General features: G+C 59.4%; 19 protein-coding genes and 1 pseudogene. 12 read left to right on the top strand and 8 right to left on the bottom strand.

What is annotated here, in order from left to right; genetic code table 11:
* Positions 1 to 778: 778 nt before the first annotated feature.
* Positions 779 to 1,312, bottom strand: coding sequence for a hypothetical protein (locus MUN79_RS20110; protein WP_244674372.1), 534 nt, complete (start codon positions 1,310 to 1,312; stop codon positions 779 to 781).
* A gap of 478 nt (positions 1,313 to 1,790) precedes the next feature.
* Between MUN79_RS20110 and MUN79_RS20105 the strand changes: the two genes are divergently transcribed.
* The 10 genes from MUN79_RS20105 to MUN79_RS20060 all read left to right on the top strand — a co-directional run bounded on the left by MUN79_RS20105 (position 1,791) and on the right by MUN79_RS20060 (position 12,233).
* A complete protein-coding gene (locus MUN79_RS20105) occupies positions 1,791 to 2,459 on the top strand; it encodes a hypothetical protein (protein ID WP_244674371.1) in 669 nt (222 codons plus the stop codon).
* Between the two features lie 12 nt (positions 2,460 to 2,471).
* Positions 2,472 to 3,494, top strand: coding sequence for a hypothetical protein (locus MUN79_RS20100; RefSeq protein WP_244674370.1), 1,023 nt, complete (start codon positions 2,472 to 2,474; stop codon positions 3,492 to 3,494).
* Positions 3,446 to 3,940 carry a T9SS type A sorting domain-containing protein gene (locus MUN79_RS20095; protein ID WP_244674369.1) on the top strand — a complete coding sequence of 165 codons (495 nt, stop codon included), beginning with the start codon at positions 3,446 to 3,448 and terminating at the stop codon, positions 3,938 to 3,940. The genes MUN79_RS20100 and MUN79_RS20095 overlap by 49 nt, the downstream gene beginning before the upstream one ends.
* Before the next feature lie 205 nt (positions 3,941 to 4,145).
* Positions 4,146 to 4,577, top strand: coding sequence for a hypothetical protein (locus MUN79_RS20090; protein WP_244674368.1), 432 nt, complete (start codon positions 4,146 to 4,148; stop codon positions 4,575 to 4,577).
* Positions 4,578 to 5,860: 1,283 nt separating this feature from the next.
* Positions 5,861 to 6,112 carry a hypothetical protein gene (locus tag MUN79_RS20085; RefSeq protein WP_244674367.1) on the top strand — a complete coding sequence of 84 codons (252 nt, stop codon included), beginning with the start codon at positions 5,861 to 5,863 and terminating at the stop codon, positions 6,110 to 6,112.
* A 650-nt stretch (positions 6,113 to 6,762) separates the two neighbouring features.
* Positions 6,763 to 7,890 carry an SWIM zinc finger family protein gene (locus tag MUN79_RS20080; protein ID WP_244674366.1) on the top strand — a complete coding sequence of 376 codons (1,128 nt, stop codon included), beginning with the start codon at positions 6,763 to 6,765 and terminating at the stop codon, positions 7,888 to 7,890.
* Positions 7,887 to 9,431, top strand: a complete 1,545-nt coding sequence (locus tag MUN79_RS20075) for a DUF5691 domain-containing protein (RefSeq protein ID WP_244674365.1) — start codon at positions 7,887 to 7,889, stop codon at positions 9,429 to 9,431. Before MUN79_RS20080 ends, MUN79_RS20075 begins: the two co-directional genes overlap by 4 nt.
* A gap of 40 nt (positions 9,432 to 9,471) precedes the next feature.
* Positions 9,472 to 10,569 carry an ATP-binding protein gene (locus MUN79_RS20070; RefSeq protein ID WP_244674364.1) on the top strand — a complete coding sequence of 366 codons (1,098 nt, stop codon included), beginning with the start codon at positions 9,472 to 9,474 and terminating at the stop codon, positions 10,567 to 10,569.
* A gap of 411 nt (positions 10,570 to 10,980) precedes the next feature.
* Positions 10,981 to 11,622 carry a hypothetical protein gene (locus MUN79_RS20065; protein ID WP_244674363.1) on the top strand — a complete coding sequence of 214 codons (642 nt, stop codon included), beginning with the start codon at positions 10,981 to 10,983 and terminating at the stop codon, positions 11,620 to 11,622.
* Positions 11,553 to 12,233 carry an SMI1/KNR4 family protein gene (locus MUN79_RS20060; RefSeq protein WP_311136790.1) on the top strand — a complete coding sequence of 227 codons (681 nt, stop codon included), beginning with the start codon at positions 11,553 to 11,555 and terminating at the stop codon, positions 12,231 to 12,233. Before MUN79_RS20065 ends, MUN79_RS20060 begins: the two co-directional genes overlap by 70 nt.
* Before the next feature lie 213 nt (positions 12,234 to 12,446).
* On the opposite strand, the gene MUN79_RS20055 is transcribed toward MUN79_RS20060, so the two are convergent.
* The 7 genes from MUN79_RS20055 to MUN79_RS20025 form a co-directional block, all read right to left on the bottom strand.
* Positions 12,447 to 13,505 carry a T9SS type A sorting domain-containing protein gene (locus MUN79_RS20055; RefSeq protein ID WP_262922907.1) on the bottom strand — a complete coding sequence of 353 codons (1,059 nt, stop codon included), beginning with the start codon at positions 13,503 to 13,505 and terminating at the stop codon, positions 12,447 to 12,449.
* Between the two features lie 52 nt (positions 13,506 to 13,557).
* Positions 13,558 to 13,710, bottom strand: a complete 153-nt coding sequence (locus MUN79_RS20050) for a hypothetical protein (RefSeq protein WP_244674361.1) — start codon at positions 13,708 to 13,710, stop codon at positions 13,558 to 13,560.
* 26 nt (positions 13,711 to 13,736) lie between these two features.
* Positions 13,737 to 15,593, bottom strand: a complete 1,857-nt coding sequence (locus MUN79_RS20045; protein ID WP_244674360.1) for a fibronectin type III domain-containing protein — start codon at positions 15,591 to 15,593, stop codon at positions 13,737 to 13,739.
* 610 nt (positions 15,594 to 16,203) lie between these two features.
* Complete coding sequence (locus tag MUN79_RS20040; protein WP_244674359.1) at positions 16,204 to 16,560, bottom strand: helix-turn-helix domain-containing protein; 357 nt, start codon at positions 16,558 to 16,560, stop codon at positions 16,204 to 16,206.
* A complete protein-coding gene (locus MUN79_RS20035; protein WP_244674358.1) occupies positions 16,557 to 17,021 on the bottom strand; it encodes a response regulator in 465 nt (154 codons plus the stop codon). The genes MUN79_RS20040 and MUN79_RS20035 overlap by 4 nt, the downstream gene beginning before the upstream one ends.
* Before the next feature lie 14 nt (positions 17,022 to 17,035).
* Positions 17,036 to 18,637, bottom strand: a complete 1,602-nt coding sequence (locus MUN79_RS20030) for a sensor histidine kinase (RefSeq protein WP_244678367.1) — start codon at positions 18,635 to 18,637, stop codon at positions 17,036 to 17,038.
* Positions 18,535 to 19,344 carry a tetratricopeptide repeat protein gene (locus MUN79_RS20025; RefSeq protein ID WP_244674357.1) on the bottom strand — a complete coding sequence of 270 codons (810 nt, stop codon included), beginning with the start codon at positions 19,342 to 19,344 and terminating at the stop codon, positions 18,535 to 18,537. The genes MUN79_RS20030 and MUN79_RS20025 overlap by 103 nt, the downstream gene beginning before the upstream one ends.
* Before the next feature lie 838 nt (positions 19,345 to 20,182).
* On the opposite strand from MUN79_RS20025, the gene MUN79_RS20020 reads away from it, so the two are divergent.
* Together MUN79_RS20020 and MUN79_RS20015 are read left to right on the top strand one after the other, a co-directional pair.
* Positions 20,183 to 21,055, top strand: a complete 873-nt coding sequence (locus MUN79_RS20020) for a hypothetical protein (protein WP_244674356.1) — start codon at positions 20,183 to 20,185, stop codon at positions 21,053 to 21,055.
* A 7-nt stretch (positions 21,056 to 21,062) separates the two neighbouring features.
* Positions 21,063 to 23,341, top strand: a pseudogene (locus MUN79_RS20015) (DUF5682 family protein).
* Positions 23,342 to 23,402: the final 61 nt, after the last annotated feature.

Here is a 23,402-nt window from a genome sequence, read left to right as displayed (position 1 = left end):
AACAGTGGGAGGGAAGGAGCTAAAAAGAAGCTAACATGCAAGAAATGAGCGGATAGCGGAAATAAGCAGTAAAACCCAGCTTTCGGCTGGGGGGCACAGTAACAAAAAACCATTGTAAATGCCTGATTTACAATGGTTTTTTGTTACTGTGCCCGTCAGTGTGTCTCTGTCAAGTATTGTAAGTCTTGTTCAGGACGGAAACGGCCCTGGCAACTTCGGGCGCCAGGGCCGTTTTATTATTATAATAGGCGTCCGGTGTACACCTCTGCGAAATCCGAGTCGGGCAAATACAGTCAGCTCAGGCAAAGTTGAGAGTGCTCCACAGCAAGCTTTAAGATGGCATAGCCAAATGTGCTGCCAGCTCAGCCGCGTAGCGCAGAGAGCTTTGTGGAGGGCGGCGCAGGTAAAGACCGAGTAACGCCGTCGATAACCAGTACGCGGACCTGTATTGGTAATAGGCACTGGCAAGAGGCTACCATGCAGTATGGCAACTAAGGGCGAATTGCGCCTTTTCTGAATCAATAGTGCTAGAGCCTTAACCTGTGCCGAGGCTTTTTCTTTCCAGCCCTAACAACCGCATTACGGCTTTACTGGCTTAGCTTAAGCGTTAGCAAGAGCAGCTTGTTTTGGGGTTACAGATAAGCCATAGTTAGCAAAACGTTGCGCAGAAGGGGTAAGGCGTCGGGCAGTTTATGGTGTCCACAAAAAGCCCCGGCCATATGGACCAGGGCTTTCGGTATTCGAATATCGTAAAGAGAGCTTACTAACGGCTGTATTTCTATTTCTCGAGTAAGATGGGCTCGGCCACCGTGACTGGCTCGGAAGAAAAGGCTACAGGTTCCGAAAGGGCGTCTCCGTCAGGGTCACGCAGTTGCCAGCCGAGTCCATTTCCTTCTGGTAGCGGTAAGAGGTCACGCTGCTGATCGGGCAGTAAGCTTAGCTGTGAGGGCGACAGCGCCCGTTGGCGCTCCAGTTCAAACTGGAGTTGGACCTTGTACAACTGCGGTTCCCGTAGGGGGCTCTCGGGGGCGTAGGCATGCAGAACCTGGTCGCGGCGCGTCAGCAGTCGCTCTTGGGCCGCCCGTAGCCGCAGGTACTCAGCCTCGTTAAGGTGGGCCACCAGGATTAGCGGATGCGTGATTAAGGTAGCTTCAAAAGCGAATTGCAGATAGCTAGGAGGGACCTGACCGTGTAAATAGGTGGTCTGGCCGTACACGGGCATACAGAGGCTGCCCAGCAGGAACAGCAGGGGAAGAAAGCGTTGCATTAGGTAGTAGTGAGGTGTGTAGTCGAGATGCAATGCGTTATGCATTTGCACTCAGATTAGAATTTATTGTGCTTGCTTAACAGCTGAGCTACGGGAAAACGTTTCGTCAGAGACTAATTATTCTAGGTGAGAGGATTAGGTAACACCTTTGCTCCGGGAGCATCAACCATAGCTTATATTCCTTTCGCTAGGTCTGCTTCAGTTATAAGCTTCCGCTTTAGGGCCCTGATCAGTCACAAATGCGTATATTAATACATTAATATACTGTTATGTATTCTATAACTGCCTGAGGTTAACAACGATTTTGGTTTCAACCGGGGAAGAGTACTGTGTAAACCGTGCAAAGTGGCAGTCACGGGTAGAGCGACTATGACCTTGAGCAGCCTGTGGGGAAGCAGGACCTTGCGCTCAGTTTCACTCTAACCCTTTTCTTTATATGCGCTTTTCTATTCCATCTTCCGCTCCCAAATGGCTACTTGCCGCAGCTGCAGGTACAGTTGGCCTCTTTAACGCTACCACTTCTGTGGGACAGTCTTACGTGGAGCATTATCCCACGAGTTTACAGTACATGTCGTTGGGTAATGGCGCCAACTATGGCGCCAACCTGTGGTGGTCGTCCTATATCGGCTTCAACCTGCGGCATGAAGGCACTACCTGGAAAACCAACGGCGACGGTGGCAGCAACGGCGGTTCGGGCGTAGTTGGCGGTATCAATGGCTCCTTATTATTCGTTACGGTATCCGGTTCTACTGGTGGAGCAGCGCAGACCGTTCAGGATGCGGATATGCTCAGCCGCGTGAGAATGCAAATCACCTACAACGGTAACGTCCAAATCGGTACTACCCTGCCCACCACGCATCCCGATGCCAAGCTAAGTGTTGACGGCAAGGTCGTGGCGAAGTCCGTGTATGTGACTTCCCAGAGCTGGGCCGACTTCGTCTTCGCCCCGACCTATAAGCCGATGTCTCTGTCGGCATTGGAAGCCTACCTGCAGCGCAACAAGCACCTGCCCGCCATTCCTGCTGCCAGTGAGGTAGAAACTAAGGGCTACAACGTCGGGGAAATGGACGCTAAGCTGCTGCAGTCCATCGAGGAGCTGACGCTGCACGTCATTGAGCTCAATAAGCAGAATCAGAAGTTGCAGGCGCGCACGGCCGAGCTGGAAAAAGCCCTGGCAAAGGCCGGCAAGTAATTCTATACGGTCATGCACAAGTATTTTCTCCCGGTAGCCCGGCTGCTCAGCAGCCCGCACCGTCATTACCTCTCGCTGTTGCTGCTGCTGGCAGTGCTGGGAATGGGCCACAGCGCCAGCGCCGCCGTTACATTGAGTGACTTCAAGATTGACGGGAGCACGACTGCTAAGCTCTATATGACGAACAGTAACAGTCGAAAATGCATCTTCACTCTTAAATTTACACAAGGAAATAATGAAGGAGGTTACCCCAATTCCGTCCGCATCTACAAAACTGATTGGGCTAATCATTCAGATGAAGAAATCACGGGTACTAGCATTAGTAAAGTATCAGACTGGACGTATAGTGGAAGCTCAAGGTCCTGTATTGTCACAGGAGAAGTAACCGTTTCCACCTTTACCTTCCTGTATGGTGATGGCCATAAAGCATTGAAAGCCGTATTGCCGGCTTCCGGTTCGATTGCGCGGGCAGAAAGTGGCAAAGTGACTTTTTCTATGGTCTACAATCCAAGCAATCCGCCCGCTATTACGCTGACCAACTTTACGATAGATAATCGGACGAGCATCAATATCAACAGTTCTTCCAAACTGGTAACCTGTCGTATAACCCTCTCGAAAGATCCCGGCTACACGGACGAGTTTGAGGTCCGTATACGTGGTAACAATTCTGGGCCTATAATCGCCAGTCCATCCACGAATAGCTACAACTGGACTTGGAACACGGCCGGCACACTGCGTGAGTATTCTTTCACGCATTCCTTCTATATCAGCACGGCAGATGTACCCCCTGCCACCACGGGGTTGGTTGTACATGCAGTGTCACCGAATAATTATTTGCTCGGGGCCAGCACGAACACAGTGTTCTTGGTTCGGGTCGCCGACCCAATTCCCTGCATAAGCGACGCTTATTTACAAAATGTGAACTCGTTCTCGGGAACGAAGTCCTCGGGGCTACTTTGTACGTCGGCCGGGCCGTCACCTCGACTATGGCTTATGGCGACGTCATTGTACGGGCCGGTTCCACAGCTGCCTTAACAGCCCGGGGCGACGTTGTTTTTAGTGACGGCTTCAGCGCAGAAGCAGGGGCAACGCTCAGCGCGTATCAGGATGCCGGCGTGTGCTCTTCGGCCGCGCCGCAGGAGGATCCGGACCAGGCCGAACCTGAAGTAGCTTATCAGGAAGCACCTCTGGACCCGGCTTCTGGCAAACAGGCAAAAGTAGCCTCAACGCCTGCAGTAGCCCAGGAAAAGGTAGAAATCTATCCTAATCCGGTGCTGCAGCAGATGCACCTTGTCCTGCCCGAGGCGGGCAGTGCTTACGAGGTAAAAATCTACAACAGCTTCGGCTCGGAGGTCAAGCATCTTACACTCCAGCCCGGACAAACCGAAGTAGATGTTCGGATGCTGCAGCCAGGTATTTACTACCTGCATAGCAAGTCAGAGAAGGGCGTCGGAACTACCCGCTTCCGGGTAGAGCGGTAGTTTATCTGAACTTAGCCCATAGAAAAAGCTTCGATCTGTTAGGTCGGGGCTTTTTTTATGGGCTAGCTTTTACTGTTTTCTTTGTCTGACCTGACTAGATCAATTTGCATAATTTTCGGCCAGTATGTAGCGGATGGCAACCTCCCCCGTGCCCTTCCCGTTGAGCTTGATGTGTGCCCCGAGGAATGTGCCTCCGCACGACCACATGATTACGCTGCTCAAGTTGCCTACCTACTTGATACAATACCGGGCCGAACAGGATATCCTGCTTCTGCGCTGGCATATAGAAGCTAACCTGCTTCAGGTACAGGCCGCGTACGAGGTTCTGCTCCAAACGGCCAAAGACCATAACTGTGCTCGTTGGTTGTTAGATCTGCGCTGCCGGGAAAGTGCCGACCAGGAAATTCTGGCCTGGACCAGCATGGTTTTTTACCCTTTAGCGGCCAAGCGTATGCAGCCCCGGCATTTGCAGTTGGTCCTTCTGACCTCGCCAAGACCACAGGCTTTCGTGCAGAATGGGGAACAGGAGTTGTACATGAGCTATTTGCTCTCGGCGCACCGTCCTTATACGTTTCGCCATTTTGAAAAAGAGCATGATGCCGAGCGGTGGCTGCAGCGTACTTTTAAATCTGGCTAGGATTACGCTATAGCGCCTGTAAACCGGCGTGGGCTTACTAAACATCCCGCGCGTGGCCTCCACTGCCTGTAGGCTCTATCAGAAACGTTAGAGACATCTATACTAAGATTCGGGAAAAGCAGTTTGGGCACAGTCGCTTAGGCAATGCTAACAAAGATTCTTTTCGTTAAAAAAGGACGGAGTTTGCCTGAATAGCTAAAAGCTTTTTTCAGCATGACTTTATTATGCCAGCAAAAGCGGGGAACTAAGCTATATACTTATGCAATTAGTATTGCCCTTCCCAACCATGTGCCGTTGTTGTGGAGATATTATAACTACTTTTCAAGAGGTGATTTCCATGCTAGCAGTCATGGCTTGAGCATCTGTATTTCTGACTAGTATTAAGCCCGGCAAGGAGTTAGTGTTTTAAAATATGCGCGCTATTGGATAACGGACCAAACGCCTTATAGATAGATTGCCCGCTAGTTGTTAACTCTACCGGTTCTTTTCTTTCACTTCGATTAGGTGTTCTACGAAGAAGGCGGAAGCAGGTGCAGCTCTGGGTAAAATCCCTTACCGGAGCTCAACGTTGAGCACGGTAGTTTCGGTTGGAGGATAGGGGGAGGACTGTTGTAATAATTGCCCTGTTGAAAGGAGTAGCTGGACATCAGCTAAGAACATAGCATTCAGGCTGGGGAAACATAAACTGGCTAAAGTGAGTCAATAAAATTGGGACCAGAGAATTTAACAGTTTTCGCATAGGTGATTTATTTGTACTTCCGGTCAGTGCATTAGTAAAATAAACGAACCGACTCTCCGACTTAAAAAGCTGGTTCGTGCAGATTGTAGGTCAATGAGCAAGGCCGTCCCGGTAGTGCTGCAGCTAAGACTCCTGCCGGGTTAAAGAGAAAAGGCCCACCTACTATGGGTTAAACTGCCTATTGGTACTGAAAATGAATTTATAATGAGCCCTCAGGAAGCCTGACCCGTGCGGGACTTCTTGAGCGTTATACTTTAAAAGCTCTTTCGGGGCAACCAAATAAGACTATCCCAGCAGTGTGCCGAGCCTTAAGGCGGCGTTCGGAGCAAGCGTTAGATGCTACAATTTATTCGGCCAAATTAGCTTCGGGTGCTCTGATTGAGGAAACGCCATAAAGAAAAGAGTACACAGCTTATGTATATAGAAGTAGGCAACTAAAAAGATTTATTTAAATAATTGAAAACGAAAATGAATATGTTACGTTTGCGGCAGAGTCAATCACCACTTGGCTCTTCCTTTTCATCCACTCTAAATAAACTTCACCATGGCCCTAGATTTCAGCCAATTCGAAGAGGTGCTCAAAGTTGCGAAAAGCAGCGAGGTCGTAAAAAAAGATTTGCGTAAAGCACTCCGGGGTGTTTCCGCTGCGATTAATGCGCTAAATCAGGCCGTTACCGATATGGAAACTGTGCTGGCCGATGATTATCAGCCTGCTCCCAAAGTACGCAAGCCTCGTACCACTAACCCGAATGGGGCCAAGCGGGGTCGTAAGCCTAAGGCTGCCGCCGCCGAGTAACCTGCGGCCTGGAAAATAAAACATCCAGTATCTGCACAAAAAAGGAGCCTGCGAGTAGGCTCCTTTTTTGTGATCAGCGGACCGAGAACAGGCGCTTGTTTAAAGCGCAAGCTGATACCTAATTGTAGGATGGAGCATTGTTCTGCTTCATAGAGTGATAAAAGCGGGAAACCTGCTCTGGTAGTACGCGTGTAAATTGTTTTTAATTCTAGCGGGGTGTACCTGATACTGTATCAAGCATAGGCCCTGCTAATTAGCGTAAGTATTTCTGGCAACTCGTGCGGCGCAGATAGATGCGGTTCAGTCTTCGTCAACTATGGCGGAATACCTGCCCACCGGCTTGCGCCTGACTACGCCTGGGCAGGGCGGTAGTTTGCGAATGAACTGCTACTTTTCCGCCATAGTATAGCTTTGCAAGCAGACGAATACGCAAGAACAACGTGGTTTGGACGGAAGAGCAGGTGCGGGCCTTGGTACCGGATGCGGGTACTCTGAAACGGGGGCTGGAGCTGGCCCGCCCAGCCCCGTGGCATAATTTGGGACAAACGCCCACGGCCGTATGGGGGGAGTGCGCCGGCAGCGGCGCCCGGCCTTATCAGACGGCCGTTAATTTAACGGAACCAGCTTTCAAATGCTCGTGCCCGAGTCGGGTGTTTCCCTGCAAGCACGGCGCGGGTTTGCTGCTGCTCGCGGCCCGGGAGCCCCAGCGGTTTGGGGACCTATCCGAGCCCGAGTGGCTAACCGAATGGCTGAGCAAGCGGCAAACTCGGCAAACCCCGGCCACAGCCCAAAGCGTGGCCCCACCGGCCGCCGAAACCGACAACGCCGCCCGGCAGAAACGGGAAAGTCAGCGGATGGAGCGGATGCAGCATGGGGTGCAGGAGCTGGACCGGTGGCTGACGGATATAGTCAGCCAGGGCCTGGCCCAGCTCGACCGCGCCCCAGCCACCTTCTGGGAGCAGCAGGCCGCCCGCCTCGTTGATGCGCAGCTGCCCGGCCTGGCAGCCATCGTACGGGAACTTGCTAGCCTGCGCTACTCGGGAGGGCTGCAGTGGCCCGAGCGTATGCTCGGGCGCCTTGGGGAGCTGTACCTGCTGACCCAGTCCTTTGGCCGACTTGACCAACTGCCAGCTGGGCGCCGCGCCGACGTGCTGCAGCTCGTTGGGGTAAATGTAAAAAAGGAAGACGTACTCGGCCGCCAGCCCGCCGTGACCGATACCTGGCTCGTGGTGGGCCTGGTGACGACCGAGGAAGAGCGTTTGCTGGTGCGCCGCGCTTGGCTGTGGGGCATCAGCACCGGCCGCTATGCCCTCGTGCTGGAGTTTTCCTTCGGCGGGCAGGCCTTTGCTACTCCGCTGCTGGCTTTTGGTACGTACCGCGGCGGGCTGGCCTTTTATCCCGGCACGCTGCCGCTGCGCGCGGCTCCCGCGGCCGACTGGGAATACCAGGGCCTGCGCACCGACGTGTTGCCGGCTGGCCTGGCGCCCGCCGAGCTGCTCGACGCCTACGCCCACGCACTGGGACAGCAGCCCTGGCTGCGCGAATGGCCCGCTACGGTGGCTGGCGTGGTGCCCGTGCTACTGCCCGACGGTGGCCTGCAACTGCTGCACCCGGCCAGCGGGCAAGCCCTGCCTTTGCACCCCGACAGTGAGCTGGGTTGGGGCCTGTTGGCCGCCAGCGGCGGGTATCCCATTACCGTATTTGGCGAATGGACCGGCCAGGCCTTGCTGCCCATCAGTTTTACCAGCGCTGCGGCGCCCGTATCAGCCAACCTATGAATATTTCCTCCGACTGGCAACAACTGCTGCGCGTGGCCCTGCTGGGCACCCGGCAAAGCGGGGAAGCAGTGCCCACACCACCCGGTGAGCTTCCGGCAGCGGCCTCGCGCGAGGCCCAGGTGTTGTTGACCGCCGGCGCGTTGTCCCTCGTACGCAAGGCGGGTGTGGTGCCGCTGGCGGCCACGCCGCCGGCCCCGGCCGGCCCCGAAGCGTGGCCGCCGCTGGGACCGGCCGGGGCGCACTGTCTGCAGCAGATGCTGGACAACCGGCGCTTCAGCTTTTTTGCCGGCCGCTACTTGCCGCAGGTGGTGGCCCGGCAGCGGCGCATTCCGCATTACTTGCTGCCAGCCGTGTTTGAGCACGACATGCTGCGCATCGACCTGAAGGGGGCTGGGGCGGCGGCCGGAGCCCGGGGACAGTGGCTGGCCGCCCTCAACCCGGCCTGGCAGGGTATTCTGGCTCCCGAATTTGCTGATCCGGACCCGGCCGATTGGGAAACGGCCAACCGGCACCGACGGCAGCACCTGGTGCGCTGGCTGCACCGCACCCAGCCCGAGCAGCTGCGCCAGCTTCTGGCCGCGGCCCTACCTACCGAAGCGGCTGCCGAGCAGGCAGCCCTGCTGCACGAGCTGCGCTGGACGGTGTCGGCGGCCGATGTGCCGCTGCTGGAGCCCTACCTTCGCTCGGGCAGTAAAGAAGTGCGGCAGACCGTCGCGGCCCTGCTGGCTCGGATGCCCGACTCACCCTTGCTTTCCCGCCTCTGGGACCTGGCCGCCCCGCTGCTCACGCTGGCTCCCACCGCCACCGGTGGGCTGCAGGTGCACCTGCCCGAGCCCGAGGCCTGGCACAAAGACTGGCAACTGGCTGGTATCGAGGCTAAGGACAAGCGCTTCGAGGGCGGTGAACGGTCGGGGTGGCTGGGGCAGATGCTGGCTTTGCTGCCGCCCGGCCGCTGGTCGGCGCACTGGCAGCAAACCCCGGCCGAGCTGCTGCGCCGGGCTGCCGACAGCGAATGGGCTAAGCTGCTGCGCACGGCCTGGACGCAGGCGGCACACCTGCATCGGGACGTGGCCTGGGCTCAGGCTCTGCTGACGGAGCACGCCGGGCAGGCATTTCTGACGCCCAAGCAGGCCAAAGAACTGCTGAGCGTGCTGCCACTAGCCCAGAAAAACGACTTTTTGCGCGAACTGCTGCCGCCGCGCCGCGCCATTACGCCGGCCGCCCTGCAAACCCTGCAGCTGGCCGCCTGGAAGTATTGGCCGCGGGAGCTCACCGAGGCCGTGTTGGAGCTGGTAGGGGCTGCGCATACTACTCCCGGCCTGCCGGGGCAACCACCTTGGCCCCAGCTGCAGCAGATGCTGTACAACCTGCAGGCCTACGCCGACGAGGCCGACTTCGACTGCTGCGCCGCGCGGCTCACCCCGCTTACGGAAGTGTACGGCCCGCTCAACGCTGGTATTCAGGATACCCTGGCAGCGCTGGACTTTCGCCGGCAGCTGACTTTGTCGCTGGACGAGCCGCCCGGCTCCGACGAGCCGTAACCTCAGCCTTTTCTAGCTTCTGCCTTCAACTTCCCCGTCTATGTCTGCTACCCCCGCTCCTGATATTCTGCGCCCCCATGCCGAGGTGCAATACGCCGAAGAACTGGCTGCCCTGGTGGCCGCCGACGACCGGCCCAAGCCACCCAACTGGAAACTCTCGCCCTGGGCCGTGGTGACCTACCTGCTGGGCGGCACCCTAGACAACGGCTTCGAGATTGAGCCCAAGTACATCGGGCAGCGGCGGCTAATGGAAATTGCCGTAGCGACCCTGGCCACCGACCGCGCCCTGCTCTTGCTGGGCGTGCCTGGCACGGCCAAAAGCTGGGTGAGTGAGCACCTGACGGCGGCCATCAGCGGCCATTCCAACCTGCTGATTCAGGGCACGGCCGGCACGTCGGAAGACGCCATTCGCTACTCCTGGAACTACGCCCGCCTTATTGCCGAAGGTCCTTCGGTGGCAGCCCTGGTACCTTCGCCCTTGCTCAAGGGCATGCAGGAGGGAAGTCTGGTGCGCATTGAGGAGCTGACCCGCATTCCGGCCGACGTGCAGGATACGCTCATCACGGTGCTGTCGGAGAAAGTGCTGCCGGTGCCCGAGCTGGCCACGGAGGTGCAGGCCACGCGGGGCTTCAACGTCATTGCCACCGCCAACGACCGGGACAAGGGCGTCAATGAGCTCAGCAGTGCCCTGCGCCGCCGCTTTAACACCGTCGTGTTGCCGCTGCCGACCTCGGTGGAGGAGGAAGTGCAAATAGTGCAGAGCCGGGTGGAGAAAACCGGCCGGGCCCTGCAGCTGCCGCCCACCACGGCCGGCCTGGAGCAGATCAGCCGCCTGGTGACCATCTTCCGGGAGCTGCGCTCGGGTGTAACCCAGAATGGCAAAACCAAGCTTAAAAGCCCCAGCGGCACGCTCAGCACCGGCGAGGCCATTTCAGTGCTCAACAGTGGCCTGGCCCTGGCCGCCTACTTCGGCGACGGCAGCCTACAAGCCGCCGACCTGGCCGCCGGCCTCACCGGCGCCGTGGTTAAGGACCCCGTGCAGGACCGCGTGGTGTGGCTCGAATACCTGGAGACCGTGGTCAAGGAGCGCGACGGGTGGAAGGATTTGTACCGCGCCTGCCGGGAAGTGGTGGAGTAGACAGTAGTCAATGAGATATTACTTACTATTTGGGTTGCTGCTGCTAAACGTAAGCGTGCTGGGGCAGTCGCGCAAAAACCCGGCGCGGCGCCCCCGCCGACTGATGGTGGCTACAAAGACTTGGTGGTACTGGACAGCACTATATGGGCCCTGGGCGTAAATGGCGTCCTCAGTTCGTTTACTTCCCAGGGTGAGAAGCGACCGGTGAGCATCGGCCTAAAGGAGCCCGTGACCAGTATTCACCGGGCTGGTCAGCAAGGTTTTGTAGCCGTTTGCGGGCAGGTGGTGTATTGGCTCAGCAGCCGCAGTAACCGGGCTGCCTTGCTAGGAAAATTGCCGGCTAAAACAGCTTTTCTGGCCCTTGATGGCCAGCACCGACTCTGGGCCGCTACTGAAACCGGATTACTCAACGTGACTACTAAGCAGCGCTTTGACCCGGTAGCTAGTCTGAATCCTTATTACAAATGGGACCATCAGCCTTCTGTCGCGCTGCTCGATGCGGCAGATAAGCTGTGGATAGGCTTCGACAGGGGCGAGTGGGGTGGTAATCTTCACGTGTTCGATACTAAGCAACAGACGTTTGTTGCCGTTGCTTTTCGCGACACGCTAGCCTGCTTACCCTTAGCCAACTCCTTTTGCTTGGTAGGGGCTCAGCTATACGTGGCCGGGGGAGTAGCAGGTAGTAGCTGCATCACTCGTTTCGAAAACCTGCAGGCCAAGCACGTATTTCACAGCAATTACAAAGAAAACTACCGGATTATAAGCTACGGTGGTACTCCCCGGGGCGAAGACATCCGGGCAATAGCCTACAGCCTTGCCGAGCAGTGCTTGTACTATTATTCCGACCAGGGAATATTCCGAGCCAAATCTGCTACTGAGCTTGCCAAGGCCGAGACGTGGCAGCTGGTGTGCGCTCCGGATGTATTTTCGAACCATGCTTTTCCCAGCACCGGGAGTGAAATGGGGTTTACTGCCGACAATAAATTGGTGCTTCTTGTCCAAAGCAGCGCCATTGGCATCTGGGACGGACAAGTTCTTCGCCTTATACCCTAATCATAACGGCCCACAGGGCCACAGAATTTCTGTATGCCCTTTCCCGCGCTACTTGCCCGCCTCGATACCCTGCTCCAGCAGCGCCGCCCGCGTATTACGCCACCCTGAACCCACCCGCTACGGCGGCGGAACTAGCAGCTTTTGAGGCTGAATTTAAGCTGACGCTGCCCGAGGAGCTGCGGCTCTGGCTTGGCTGGCACAACGGGCAGCAAGGTTTCGAAAGCTTCGTGGAAAACAACTGCCTGCAGTCGTTGGGCAGCGCGGCCGAAACCATGCGCATCAACCGGCAATTGCTGGAAGCCGGGGAATTTGAGCTGGCCAACTGGTGGCAGCCCGGCTGGGTGCCGATTCTGGAAAACGGCGGGGGCGACCATGTCTGCGTGGATCTGCAGGGCTCCTTTACCGGCCGCGCGGGGCAGTTGCTCGAGCATTGGCACGACTGGGAGCCCCGCAATGTGTTGTTTCCCAACCTGACGAGTTGGCTGCAGGCCGTGGTGCAGACCTACGAGGAAGCGGGCGAAAACGGGACGGAGCTGACGGATGAGGACCTGGTGGCTACGGAATTGAAATATCCGGCCGGCTTTCCACAGGAATTTGCGGCCGGCAGCTAGCCACTTCGCCTGCTTTAGCGGACGGCCAGCGCTGGTTGGGTGGTATCCTGCCAGGGCGGATGATGCCCGCTGCTGCCGGTTCCATGTGGCAAGCGGACCTGCCAAACCCTGGCGGGGTTCGGTCAGCTGTTTGGTGAGTTGAAACCTGAATACTATAAAAAAAGCCCGGCCTCCAAGGAAGCCGGGCTTTTTGCTGTTGGGGCGGAGCAGGGGCTACTCCACCAGTACTTTCTTGGTTGCCACCTCCCGGTTGGTTTTGATTTGCAGCGTGTACAGGCCGGGGGCTAAGCTGCTTACGTCCACCTGAGTTTCGGTGCCCGAGGCCACAAGGGGCACCGTGCGGGCAAGCACCTGCTGGCCCAGGGTGTTGAGCAGCGTAAGCTCGGCCGTGCGCTGCCCGGCAATGGCGGGCAGGGCCAGGGTAAAGCTGCGGTGCGCGGGGTTGGGGTACACGCTCAGCGTACCGGCCCCAATGGCATCCTTGCGGCCCAAAACTGCTCCCAGCGTGACGTCAACCGACAGGCGCGTGCTGGAGCCCGTGGTGTTGATATCAGTCCAGCTGCCGGCGCCGGCCAGGCGGTACAGAAAAGTGCCGCTGCGCAGGGGCGTTTCCAGCTGGTAGCTAATTGCGAGGCTGTTGGCGGTTGTATTGCTCAGGCCCACGAAGAAAGTGCCTTCCACGGGTATTTCCGGAATAGGAACGACATCGGCGCCCCCGTTAGCCGGGCGGGGCAGGGCTGGCGTGGCGTAGATGACCGTGCCGGGCATACCGCCCGGTGCGTCGGCCGCGAAAAGCAGCAATTGGTAGCTGGCACCGCTGCTGCTGGCGCCGTAGAAATTGGTGGTGACACTGCGTATGGTAGCTGGCTTACTGGTTTCGTGGCGCACGGCAATGGTCGTGTTGGCAGCTCGTACGCCGGCTCCGTCAACAAAGCTGTTGCCCACGTTGTAGCTCAGCGTAGAGGCCGAAACGACTTGCGTCACGGTCCGGGAGTTGTTGCTTGCCAGTCCATCGGCAGGCACCGTCACGGTGAGCTGGTTGGTGCCCGACGTAGCCGTCACCGGGTAGGCCGTGAAGGTCACGGTGGCGGAAGAACCCACGGCCAGGTTCGCAATGGACTTGGTGTCGGTGAAAGTAGTAGCCCCGCTCACGGCCAGCGTCACTGGCACGTTGGTAAGGGCTGCTGAGCCGGTATTACGCACGACGGCCTGCACTGGCACGGGCGAACCATAGGAAGAAGCAATAGTGCCTAGTGAGTAGAGCGCCTGCACCGCGGCATCGGTGGGGGCAGGGTGGTTACGCAGATGCTGAGGTTGCCATCCACTACATCCAGGGCATAGTAGGGGTAGTAGCGCACTTTGTAGGTTGTGCCGGGGTGAGGGAGTACAGCGTCAGGCTTTCGGTGTTGTCGGCCGACGCATCCGAACAGGCTACGCTGGTAAGCGAGCCGCAAGCGCCGCTCAGTACTTCGAGCACGCCGTCGAAATCACCAGTGACTGTGATTACGTGCGAGGTGCCCGTAGCGGTGAAGCTGTACCATACGTCGGGCGCGGTAACCGTGAGCGTGCCGTTGCAGGTGGCCGGCGCCAGGCTTTGGGTAGCCCCAGAATCTTGCCATCGGTGGGCAAGCACGCTGCGCCGGGCGCGCCGGGCGTCAGGGTTACGGCAGTTGCGCATTCGTCGTTGGTGGGCGGGGTGATAAAGGTTTGGCTGATAACCGGAGTGGTACCACCGGCCGAGCACAGGGGCTGTAAGGTCACCAGGTACTCGGTGTTGGGCAGCAGGTTGATCAGCGGCACCGGGGCGGTAGTGGCCGTTACGGTTGTGGTCGAGCTGCTGTTCATGGCCGGGTAGTAAGTAACCTGGTAGCTCGTGTTGCCGGCCCCGGGGGCAAAGCGCAAGCTGGCCGAGGTAGCCGTGATATTGCCCACTGATACGGCCGTTGGGGGAATGCACACGATGACCGGGGTGCTGGTTACGCAAATCGTGAAGGGGCCGACCTCGTCGCTGGAGTCGTAGCCAGCTACCGACACGTAATATGTGGTGCCGGGCGTCAGGCCAGTCAGGTTTAATGGAACCGAAGCCGTATTGCTGGCCCCGCCCGAGGCGCAGCTTACTTCCGTAAACGGGCCGGCGGCCCCGGCGGCGCTGGAAAACACGCGGATGTAGCCGGCGGCGTTGCCCGTAACCCGGATGGTAGCGGCCGTGCTGCCCGTGCCGCTGGCGGCCGTCGTAAACGTGTACCACACGTCCCGCGGCGCCGTGGCAATGCCGCAGGCCGTATTCGGATTCGCGCCGTTGGTATAGCCGTTGGGCCGGGTAGTGGCGGTGTTGGCGTTGGTGCCGGTCGTGGGGGTGCAGGTGGCCGTCAGGGGCAGCGCAATGGCGCCGGTGGGGTCGTCGTTGGCCGGCGGCGGCGTGGGTAGCGTCACGCAGATGCCGAACTGCCCCGTGGGTGTGCTGGTGTAGCCAAACACCCGCGCATACACGGTGCTGCCCACCGTCAGGCCCCGGGCCGTAACGCTGGAAAACCGGTCGGGGCCGCCTACCGCGTCGTCATTGCAGGCCACGGGCGTGAGGCCGCCGCAGGTTCCGGTGTAGAGCTCAATGATGGAGTCGGTGAATGGGCTGCCGCCAACCTGACTGGTCGTCACGGTCAGGCCGCCGCCGGCGGGTACTACGATGCTGTACCACACGTCGCTGAGGGCCGTATTGGCGCAGTTCAGGGGCGCTCCGGTGCTGGCCGTAGCGCCCACGTTGCTGACCGTAGTAGGTGTGCAGGTGGCACTGGGAGTAAGGGCCAGAGCGCCGCTGCAATTGTCGTTGACCGGAACCGCTGCCCGCGCCACGGCGCAGATGCCAAAACTGCCCGTCGGGCTACCGGCAAAGCTGTATACCCGCGCATAAATGGTGCTGCCCACGGCCAGGTTAGCAACCGTTGAACTGGAGAAGCCGTCGGGGCCGGCGTCATCGCTGCAGGCCAGGGCGGTGAGGCTGCCGCAGCTACCCGAGTACAGTTCGAGAATGGAATCGACAAAGGGGCTGCCGTTTACTTGGCTGGTTGTCACGATGACCCCGCCGCTGGCCGGCACCACAATGCTGTACCACACGTCGTTGGTAACGGTGCCGCCGCACGAGGAAGCCGGAACGCCCGTGCTGGCCGTGGCTCCCAGGTTGGTCGTCGTGGTGGGCGTGCAGGTGGCCGTGATGGGTAGGGCAATGGCTCCCGCGCAGTTGTCGTTGGCCGGCGCCTGGGCCCAGGCCGCCGGGGCCAGCAGCAGGGCCGTAGCCAGGGCAGCCAGCCGGGCCCGAACCTTGTCAGGTAACCACGAGACGGAGGCGTAGATTTTTGTGCTCATACAGACGGAAAAGGGTGAATGGAGAAGGTGAAACAGGTAAGCGAATGGAATAATGGCACAGGGCCAGGGGTGGCAGGGAATGAGCGCGGTATAGTATTAAAGTATATATATCAATCTATGTGTATAGCCAAGAAGTCTCCTGCTGGCTTGCACGGGAGCTGCCTGAGCAGAAGCTATTGGCAGGCTTGAGAACTGCCCCAGATTAAGGCAGAAAACTTCGGCTGGGATGCGGCCAGTCGGCCCGCTAGTAACAGCAGGGGCTGGGGCTAAGAAGAATAGTGAGCAGCCTGGCGGGCGGGGTAGGGCCAGGACAAGAACGCAGAGCGGGCAGAGTTGCCAGGTAACTTGGCGCCGGGGTCAGCCCGGCTAATCAGGCGGTTCCGCTGCTGTTGTGGCCAGAAGCAGGTAGCTGCTGGCAGTAGACAAACTAGCGGAGCATTTGCAATAGCCCAAAATTGGCGCAGAAAACCGCCGGCTACATAACAACAAACAAACAGATGATTATAATAATCAAACCGTCAATATTTTAACTAACAAGGATTAGTATAAAATCCGACTTCAGTCCGGGAGACAGGGACCAAACGAGCAGGCACTAAACAGGCGGTACACATCAGCTCCGGTAAGCCAGGGGATTGACACCGGTCTGCTTTTTGAAAAACGTGTTGAAATAGGTCGGGTACTGAAAGCCGAGGCAGTAGGCAATTTCGGCCACGTTGTGGCGGGTATTGCTCAAGAGCAGAATGGCTTCGCTAATCAGCTTTTCGGTAATGTGCTGGCTTGTGGTTTTGCCCGTAGCCGTGCGCACCGCCCGGTTCAGGTGGTTCACGTGCACCGCCAGCTCCTGGGCGTAGTCACTGGGGGTTTTCAGCTTCAGCGAATACAGGGACGAATCGACGGGAAACTGGCTGGCCAGCAGCTCCAGAAATAGAGCTGCCAGTCGGGCCGCCGCGCTGTTGTCGCTGTTCAATGCCTCGCCGCGGGGCGGGGCGCCGGTTTCGGGGCAGCGGGCGGCTCGGGGGCGGGAGCCACCGGCGGCGGGGTGGTTTGAAACCGGTGGTAGGCTATTTCCAGCGTCACAAGCACGTCCTGGGGCCGAAACGGCTTGACCAGGTAGCCCTGGGGCCGGGTGGCCTTGGCCTCTTCGATAAGGGAGGCATTGGCAAAGGCGGAGATGAAGACAAAGGGAATGTTGAGCCCGTCCAGATGCCGGGCCAGGTCAAGGCCGGTTTGCTCGCCCTGCAGGTAGATGTCGAGCAGCACAATATCCGGCCGTTCGTGCTGCATCAGGCTCAGGGCTTCGGCCACGGAAAAGGCCTGGCCGCACACCCGGTAGCGGGCCTGTTCCAGAATCATCTGCAGCTCGTGGGCCACCAGAAACTCGTCTTCTACCACCAGCACGCTGGCAGTCGGTATTACGGAAGTAAGCATGGCAAGTAGCGGTTTCAGGTGAGGGCCAAAGACGATTTGGGTTGTTTGACGGGCGTGAACTGCAGGCTGATGAGCACGCCGCCTGTGTGTTGCAGCTGCAGCCGCCCACCGATTTGCCGGCTCAGGCCCCGAATCATGTGCAGGCCCAGGGTCGAGGTCTTGTGCGGGTCGAAGCCGGCGGGCATGCCGATGCCGGTGTCCTGTATGGTCAGCACGCATTCCCCGTCCTGCAGCTGCAGGCTGATAGCCACCGTGCCGGGCTGCCGGGCTGGGTAAGCGTATTTCAGGGCGTTGGTCAGGGCCTCGTTCAGAATCAGCCCCACGGGTACGGCCAGGGATGCATCTAGGCGCACGGGCGCCACGGCCAGTTCCAGCCGCACCGAATCCTGGCGGTTGAAGGAATGCACCAGGTGGCGGGCCAGCTCGGGAATGTACACGTGCATGGCCACCAACGACGGGCCCGCCGACTGGTAGAGGTTCTGGTGAATCAGGCCCATGGTGTGCACCCGGTTCTGGCTTTCGCGCACGGCCGTCAGCGCGGCCGGGTCCTGCAAATACACGGCCTGGGAAGAAAGCAGGCTGCTGATAATCTGCAGGTTGTTTTTGACGCGGTGGTGAATTTCCTTCAGCATCCACTCCTTTTCTTCCAGCAGGGTGTCCTTGTCACGCAGCAGGCCTTCCTTATCGCGCAGCACCTGCTCCAGAAACGCGTTTTTACCGTTAATTTCAGCCTGCTTAGCTTCCAGCAGCCGGTTACTGCGCTGCTTGAGCCGGTAGCGGTTGTACACGGCCCCGCTGAGCAGCAGCAGCAGCAAGGTGCCGCCCAGCCCCGCGTTGCGCTGAAACTCCTTCTGCTGAATGCTGACCTGTTGCACTCGGTTTTGCTTGGTGAGCAGGGCAATGTTCTGCTCTTTTTCCTTGGTGGCGTACTGAATCTGCAAGCTGGCAATCTGCAGGCTTTTCTTCTCGTTGAAAATCGAGTCGTGCAAGGCCTTATAGCGCTGGTAATGGGCCAGTGCCTGCTGGTAGCGGTGCTGGGCCGAATCGACCTTGAAAAGCAGCAGGTGCAGGTTCCCGTCGCGGCGCAACGAGCCGCCCTGCTTATTCAGCGTCAGGGCCTGGTTGAGGTAGCGCCGGGCTTTGTGGTACTGCCGGACTTTCACGTAGTAACTCCCGATTTTCTGGTAGGCCAGAAACCGGTACCGGTAGTTTTCCCACATTCCTTCATCCAGGGCCAGAATCCGCAGGTAATACCGCTCGGCCAAATCGTAGCGCCTGAGGGCCATGTAGCACTCGGCCAGGGCCATGGCCGCTTCCAGCTCGGACCGGGCCGTCACAGGCGGGTACTGGCGCAGTATGCCGGAATAAAACGACAGAGCCTGCTGGGGCTGGCCTTGGGCCAGGCGCGTGAAGGCAACGTGGCGGGCGGCATTGAGCACCAGATCCGGCTTGTGCTCCTGTTGGGCATTGCGCAGCGCTAGTTCGAAGTAGGCGGCCGCCTCGGGTAGCTGGTTTATTTCCTGATGGGCAGTGCCGAGCCGGATGTAAAACAGGGACAGAGCCGTTGTGTCGTGGCTGCGCCGGGCCGCTTCCACGGTAGCCAGGCCGTAGCGGATAGCTTCCTTATGATTGCCCATGCTGCAGTTGACCGAAGCCAGCAAGTCGTAGGTGTACTGCAGCCGGGGTGCCCGATGGCGCGGTACAGGGCCAGCACCTGCAGCAGCTCCCGCAGGGCCAGTGCGTAGTGACCCTGGTTATAATGCACGTCGGCTATGATCTTGAGCAGGTAGGCTTCCTTTTCCCGGTTGCCCAGCTTGTGGTAGAGGCGCAGAGCTTGCTCGTAGCACCTGATTCGGCCCGCCAAATCGTGGTTGGGGCCGGTGTAGGCCTCGGCGGCGTAGTACCAGCCCTCGGCCTCCAGTTGCCCGTAACCGCTACGCCTGCTCAGGTTGATGGCCGACGACACCAGGCGTTGCGCTTCCGCGGGCTGACCGGAATCAAATAGCAGGTAGCTCATGATATAGCGGCTGCGGATTTGTCCGGGCTTGAAACCCAGGGCCGTGCTCAAAGCCTGCGCCCGTTGGCTGTAGGCGAAGGCGCTGTCCTTGTGCGCGGGGCCGGCCAGCCCGTTATAGTGGTGCAGATGGTACTCACTCAGGCGCAGGAGCTGCCGTACCTGACTGGTATCCGGTGGACTGGTGCGCACCAGGGCCCGGAGCCGAACAAAAGCCGCCGGGCGCAAAACCGGGAAGATGGGCTCGGCCCGCACACCACTGCCTATGCTTAGGAGAAGTACAAAAGCTGCCAGTAAGCCTCGTTGCATACGGAATCAGGTAAAAGGCTGCCTGCCAGGTAGCTGGCTCCGCCATTCTGTTGGGCATAAACTCGGTTCCGGCCCTGCTGCCGTAGGGCACTAACTCCGCTATGGCAAGGGTGGCGGGAAGCCATAGGCGAAGCTGAATATACAATAGTTGCCATAAAGGCGCACTACGCCCGCTGTAATCACGCTGGGAAACGCCGCCAGACCCGGGTAGGCCAGCAAGCAGGTGCTCAGCTTTTTGACCAACTTCTTCGGAGTTATTCTGGCCCGCAACCAGCCCCTCGGAGCACCCACGGCCCTGGCCGCGCGGAAGAATAATTCTAAGCGCTACTGCTTACCTTCCGCCTTCGGAGCCGGAAGCTGGTCGTTCGGCAACGAACCTGGTTTCGCCCCTTTTATGCTGTGCTTGCTGCTATGCCGCGGCACTAACGCACCCGTTTCATCCTGGAAATCCCGGATTCTCTCGTCTGCTTTGCCCCGGCCGCGGGAAACATTGCCCCGGGAGAGAAAAGCTGTACTGGGCAGGTCGGGTAACGGGGCAGTGGGGTGAGGTGTGCAATAAGCTGCCAGTGTGCATCTAGTAGCTGTACCCTATTCCTTCACTATTTCCACTCCTGTTATGAACCTCAACTATTTGGTTCGATTTCTTACCGTGTGCCTGAGCTTGGCGCTGGTCTACCAGGCGTCCGCGGGTTTGCCTGCTGCTTACACTGGCCCTGCCGCTACGGGCTACCGGGATTTCATCACGGTAGGCAAGCAGGTCTGGGCCCTAACCAATTCTGGGGCCATTCGCATCCTTATCCCTGGGCAGGCCAAGCAGGCGGAAAGCAAGCGGACCTTGATGGCCGATGCCTTTTGCAAGGATTCCCGCAACAACGTCATTATCCTGCGGGGCACCAAGGTGACGGTGCTGCCCAACGGGGAAGAAGCCGGAAGCCGCGAACAGGAAATCAAGCCGGCTGCCGCCCACGCGGCCCTCGCCATTCTCAGTGACAGCCACGGCAATCTGTTTACCATTACACCCAGGGGTATTGCCGCAGCCGCCACCGGCAAGCTCTATTTCCCGGAGAAGTCGCCTAATAAACAGGTTCAGCTGAAGGCCTCGTGGGGTACGCCCTCCGCCCACTTCATCGATAGCGCCGACCGGATCTGGGTCGGCTTTGGGTATGGCGAATGGGGTGGCAACCTTTTTATCTTCGATACGCAACAGAAGGTTTTTCTTACCCCTGACCTGGGCGAATTCCGAATCGAACTGAACCCGGTTAAGTCATTTTTCGAGGGTCAATCAACGGTTTACCTAACCTGCGGCCTGCACCATTTTCTGACTCATGGCTGCGTCATAGCCTTTTCCGACCTAAAGGCGCGTCCTCTTTTGAACAGTGAATCAGCGCGGGACTCTGCTGACGGAAAATTCTTTGTCAAACCCGGCGAGTATATCGGGCCCGGGGCGTTCAATGCCTCCTCACAGTCGGTGTACTTTTACTCGCAGAATGGCATCTTTCGCGGCGACACCAGGGCCGATTTGTCGACGCTGGCTAAGTGGGAGAATATGGTACGGCCTAAGCTCGACTGGAAAAATGGCCAGCGCGATGCGGTGGGCTCTCCGATGAACGTGTTGAAAATGGCTTTTACCGAGGATAATAACCTGGTTTTTCTTTCTCAGAACAACGGAATTGGCGTGTTTGACGGCAGTTCGCTACGAATGATTGAGTAACAAAAGTATGCCTACTGACCTCCACCTTTTCGGTATTCGCCACCACGGTCCGGGCAGTGCCGCCAGCCTGCTCAAAGCCCTGGACGAGTACCGGCCCGACATTGTGCTGCTGGAGTGCCCTGCCGACGCCGAAAAGGTGCTGGCCCTGGCCGCGACGCCCGCGTTGCTGCCCCCGGTAGCTTTGCTCGTCTACAACCCCAAGCAGCACCAGCAGGCCTCGTTCCTGCCCTTCGCCGCGTTTTCGCCCGAGTGGCAGGCCGCCCGCTGGTGCCGGGAGCACGCGGCTCACCTGCGCTGCTTCGATTTGCCTATGAGCCTGCGCTTTGCCCTGCCCGAGGCCATGGAGCAGGAGCTTACTGCCGAAAGTGAGTCGGCCGGAGCGGAGGCGGCCGGTTCGCAGGAAACTCCTGGCACTGGCCTGCCCCTGGAAGACACTCCCTTGCGCCTGGACCCCATTGCCCATCTGGCCCGCCTCGACGGCTACCTCGACGGCGAACGGTGGTGGGAGGCCCGCATTGAGCACAGCGCCGGCCACGCCGACGCCTTCGAGGTGGTGCTGGAAATGATGACGGCCCTGCGCGAGGAGCTGGCCCAGCCCGAGTCGGAAGAAACCCTGCTGCGCGAGGCCTACATGCGCGAAACCCTGCGCGCCACGCTCAAGCAGGGCTACCAGCGCGTGGCCGTGGTGTGCGGGGCCTGGCACGCCCCGGTACTCCGCGCCGACAACCTGCCCGCTTACGCCAAAGCCGATAAAGCCCGTCTCAAAGGCCTGAAAAAAGTGGCTACCCAGGCCACCTGGGTACCCTGGACCTACGAGCGGCTGGCCCGGCAGTCGGGCTACGGGGCGGGAGTACTCTCACCGGCCTGGTACGAGCTGCTCTTTGCCCAGCCCCACGAGCAGGTGGTAACGCACTGGATGGTGCGGGCGGCCCACGTGCTGCGCAGCCAGCAAATCGATGCTTCCTCGGCCCACGCCATTGAGGGCGTGCGGTTGGCCGAAGCCCTGGCCGCCGTGCGCGGCCTGGCGCTGCCCGGCATTGAGGAGCTGGAAGAGGCGGCCGTAAGCATCTTCGGGGGCGGCTACGCCGAGGCCCTGAATCTGGTGCACGAGCAGCTGGTAATCGGCGAAAAGCTGGGAGAGGTGCCCGAGGAACTGCCCGCTTCGCCTTTGCAACAGGATTTAGCCCAGCAGCAGAAAACCTGGCGCCTCAAGCCCGAAGCGGCCCGCAAACCCCTGGCCCTGGACCTGCGCAAAGACCTGGATTTGGGCCGGAGCCATCTGCTGCACCGCCTCGAGCTGCTGGGCATCCGCTGGGGCCGGCCCCAGCAGGTGAGCGGCAAAAGCGGCACGTTTCACGAAGTGTGGGAAGTGCAATGGAAGCCCGAAATGGTGCTGCAGCTGCTTGAAGCCGGCCGCTGGGGCAACACCGTGCTGGAAGCGGCCAGCGGCGCGGCCCGGCACCGAGCGGCCCAGGCCAGCCACCTGGGCCAGATCAGCGAGCTGCTGGAAGCGGCCCTGCGCGCCGATATTGGTCCGGCCCTGCCGACCTTAGTGGCCCGCCTCGAAACGCTCAGCGCCGACACCCGCGACGTGGTGCATCTACTTGTGGCCCTGCCGCCGCTGGTGGGCGTGCTGCGCTACGGCAACGTGCGGCGCACCGAAACCGCCCAAGTGGCCCAGGTTGTGCAGCACCTAGTGCCCCGCCTCTGCATTTCCCTGCCCCGGGCCACCACCGGCCTCGACGCGGATGCTGCCGCCGGCCTACTGGAGCAAGTGGAGGCGGCCCACCAGGCCGTTCGGCTGCTACCCGACCCCGCCGCCCAGGCCGACTGGTACGCCACGCTGCACACCATTGGGCGGCAACCCGCCAGCAACGGCCTGCTGGCCGGGGCTGCCACCCGCCTGCTCTTCGACGGGCAGCAGCTCGGGCCAGAAGACGCCGCCACGCTGCTGGGCCTGGCCTTAGCGCCGACCCAGGCCACGGAGTACGCCACGGCCTGGATTGAGGGTTTTTTGCGGGTAGTGGCTTGCTGCTGATTCACCACCGCCCCCTGTTCGACCTGCTCGACGACTGGCTCTCGGGCCTCGACGAAACCGTGTTTCAGGAAGTAGTGCCGCTGCTGCGCCGCTCCTTTGCCGATTTCACCCAGCCCGAGCGGCAGCAGGTGCTGGCGTTGGCCGGGGGCACGGCAGCTCGCCCAACGGAAACAGTAGCCGACATTGACCTGGAGCGGGGACTGCACAGCCTGGCCGGGTTGCGGGAGCTGCTGGGTATGGTCGGCTGAGGCAAGGCAAGCACTAGGCTCGAAAAAGAGGCGGCCCGCTACTGGCTGGGCGTTTTATATG

Origin of the sequence: Hymenobacter cellulosilyticus (genome assembly GCF_022919215.1) — a bacterium.
GTDB lineage: Bacteria > Bacteroidota > Bacteroidia > Cytophagales > Hymenobacteraceae > Hymenobacter > Hymenobacter cellulosilyticus.
The sequence above is the reverse complement of the archived record's forward strand: the minus strand, read 5'-3'. Positions and strand labels throughout refer to the sequence as shown.

What these genes read in the sequence shown, in the direction of transcription:
- MUN79_RS20075 (WP_244674365.1), top strand. Translation starts at nt 7,887, where the DNA reads ATGAATATTTCCTCCGACTGGCAACAACTGCTGCGCGTGGCCCTGCTG.
- MUN79_RS20020 (WP_244674356.1), top strand. Translation starts at nt 20,183, where the DNA reads ATGGCCGATGCCTTTTGCAAGGATTCCCGCAACAACGTCATTATCCTG.
- MUN79_RS20110 (WP_244674372.1), bottom strand. Translation starts at nt 1,312, where the DNA reads ATGCATAACGCATTGCATCTCGACTACACACCTCACTACTACCTAATG.
- MUN79_RS20025 (WP_244674357.1), bottom strand. Translation starts at nt 19,344, where the DNA reads ATGCAACGAGGCTTACTGGCAGCTTTTGTACTTCTCCTAAGCATAGGC.
- MUN79_RS20085 (WP_244674367.1), top strand. Translation starts at nt 5,861, where the DNA reads ATGGCCCTAGATTTCAGCCAATTCGAAGAGGTGCTCAAAGTTGCGAAA.
- MUN79_RS20070 (WP_244674364.1), top strand. Translation starts at nt 9,472, where the DNA reads ATGTCTGCTACCCCCGCTCCTGATATTCTGCGCCCCCATGCCGAGGTG.
- MUN79_RS20090 (WP_244674368.1), top strand. Translation starts at nt 4,146, where the DNA reads ATGATTACGCTGCTCAAGTTGCCTACCTACTTGATACAATACCGGGCC.
- MUN79_RS20095 (WP_244674369.1), top strand. Translation starts at nt 3,446, where the DNA reads ATGGCTTATGGCGACGTCATTGTACGGGCCGGTTCCACAGCTGCCTTA.
- MUN79_RS20100 (WP_244674370.1), top strand. Translation starts at nt 2,472, where the DNA reads ATGCACAAGTATTTTCTCCCGGTAGCCCGGCTGCTCAGCAGCCCGCAC.
- MUN79_RS20045 (WP_244674360.1), bottom strand. Translation starts at nt 15,593, where the DNA reads ATGAGCACAAAAATCTACGCCTCCGTCTCGTGGTTACCTGACAAGGTT.
- MUN79_RS20035 (WP_244674358.1), bottom strand. Translation starts at nt 17,021, where the DNA reads ATGCTTACTTCCGTAATACCGACTGCCAGCGTGCTGGTGGTAGAAGAC.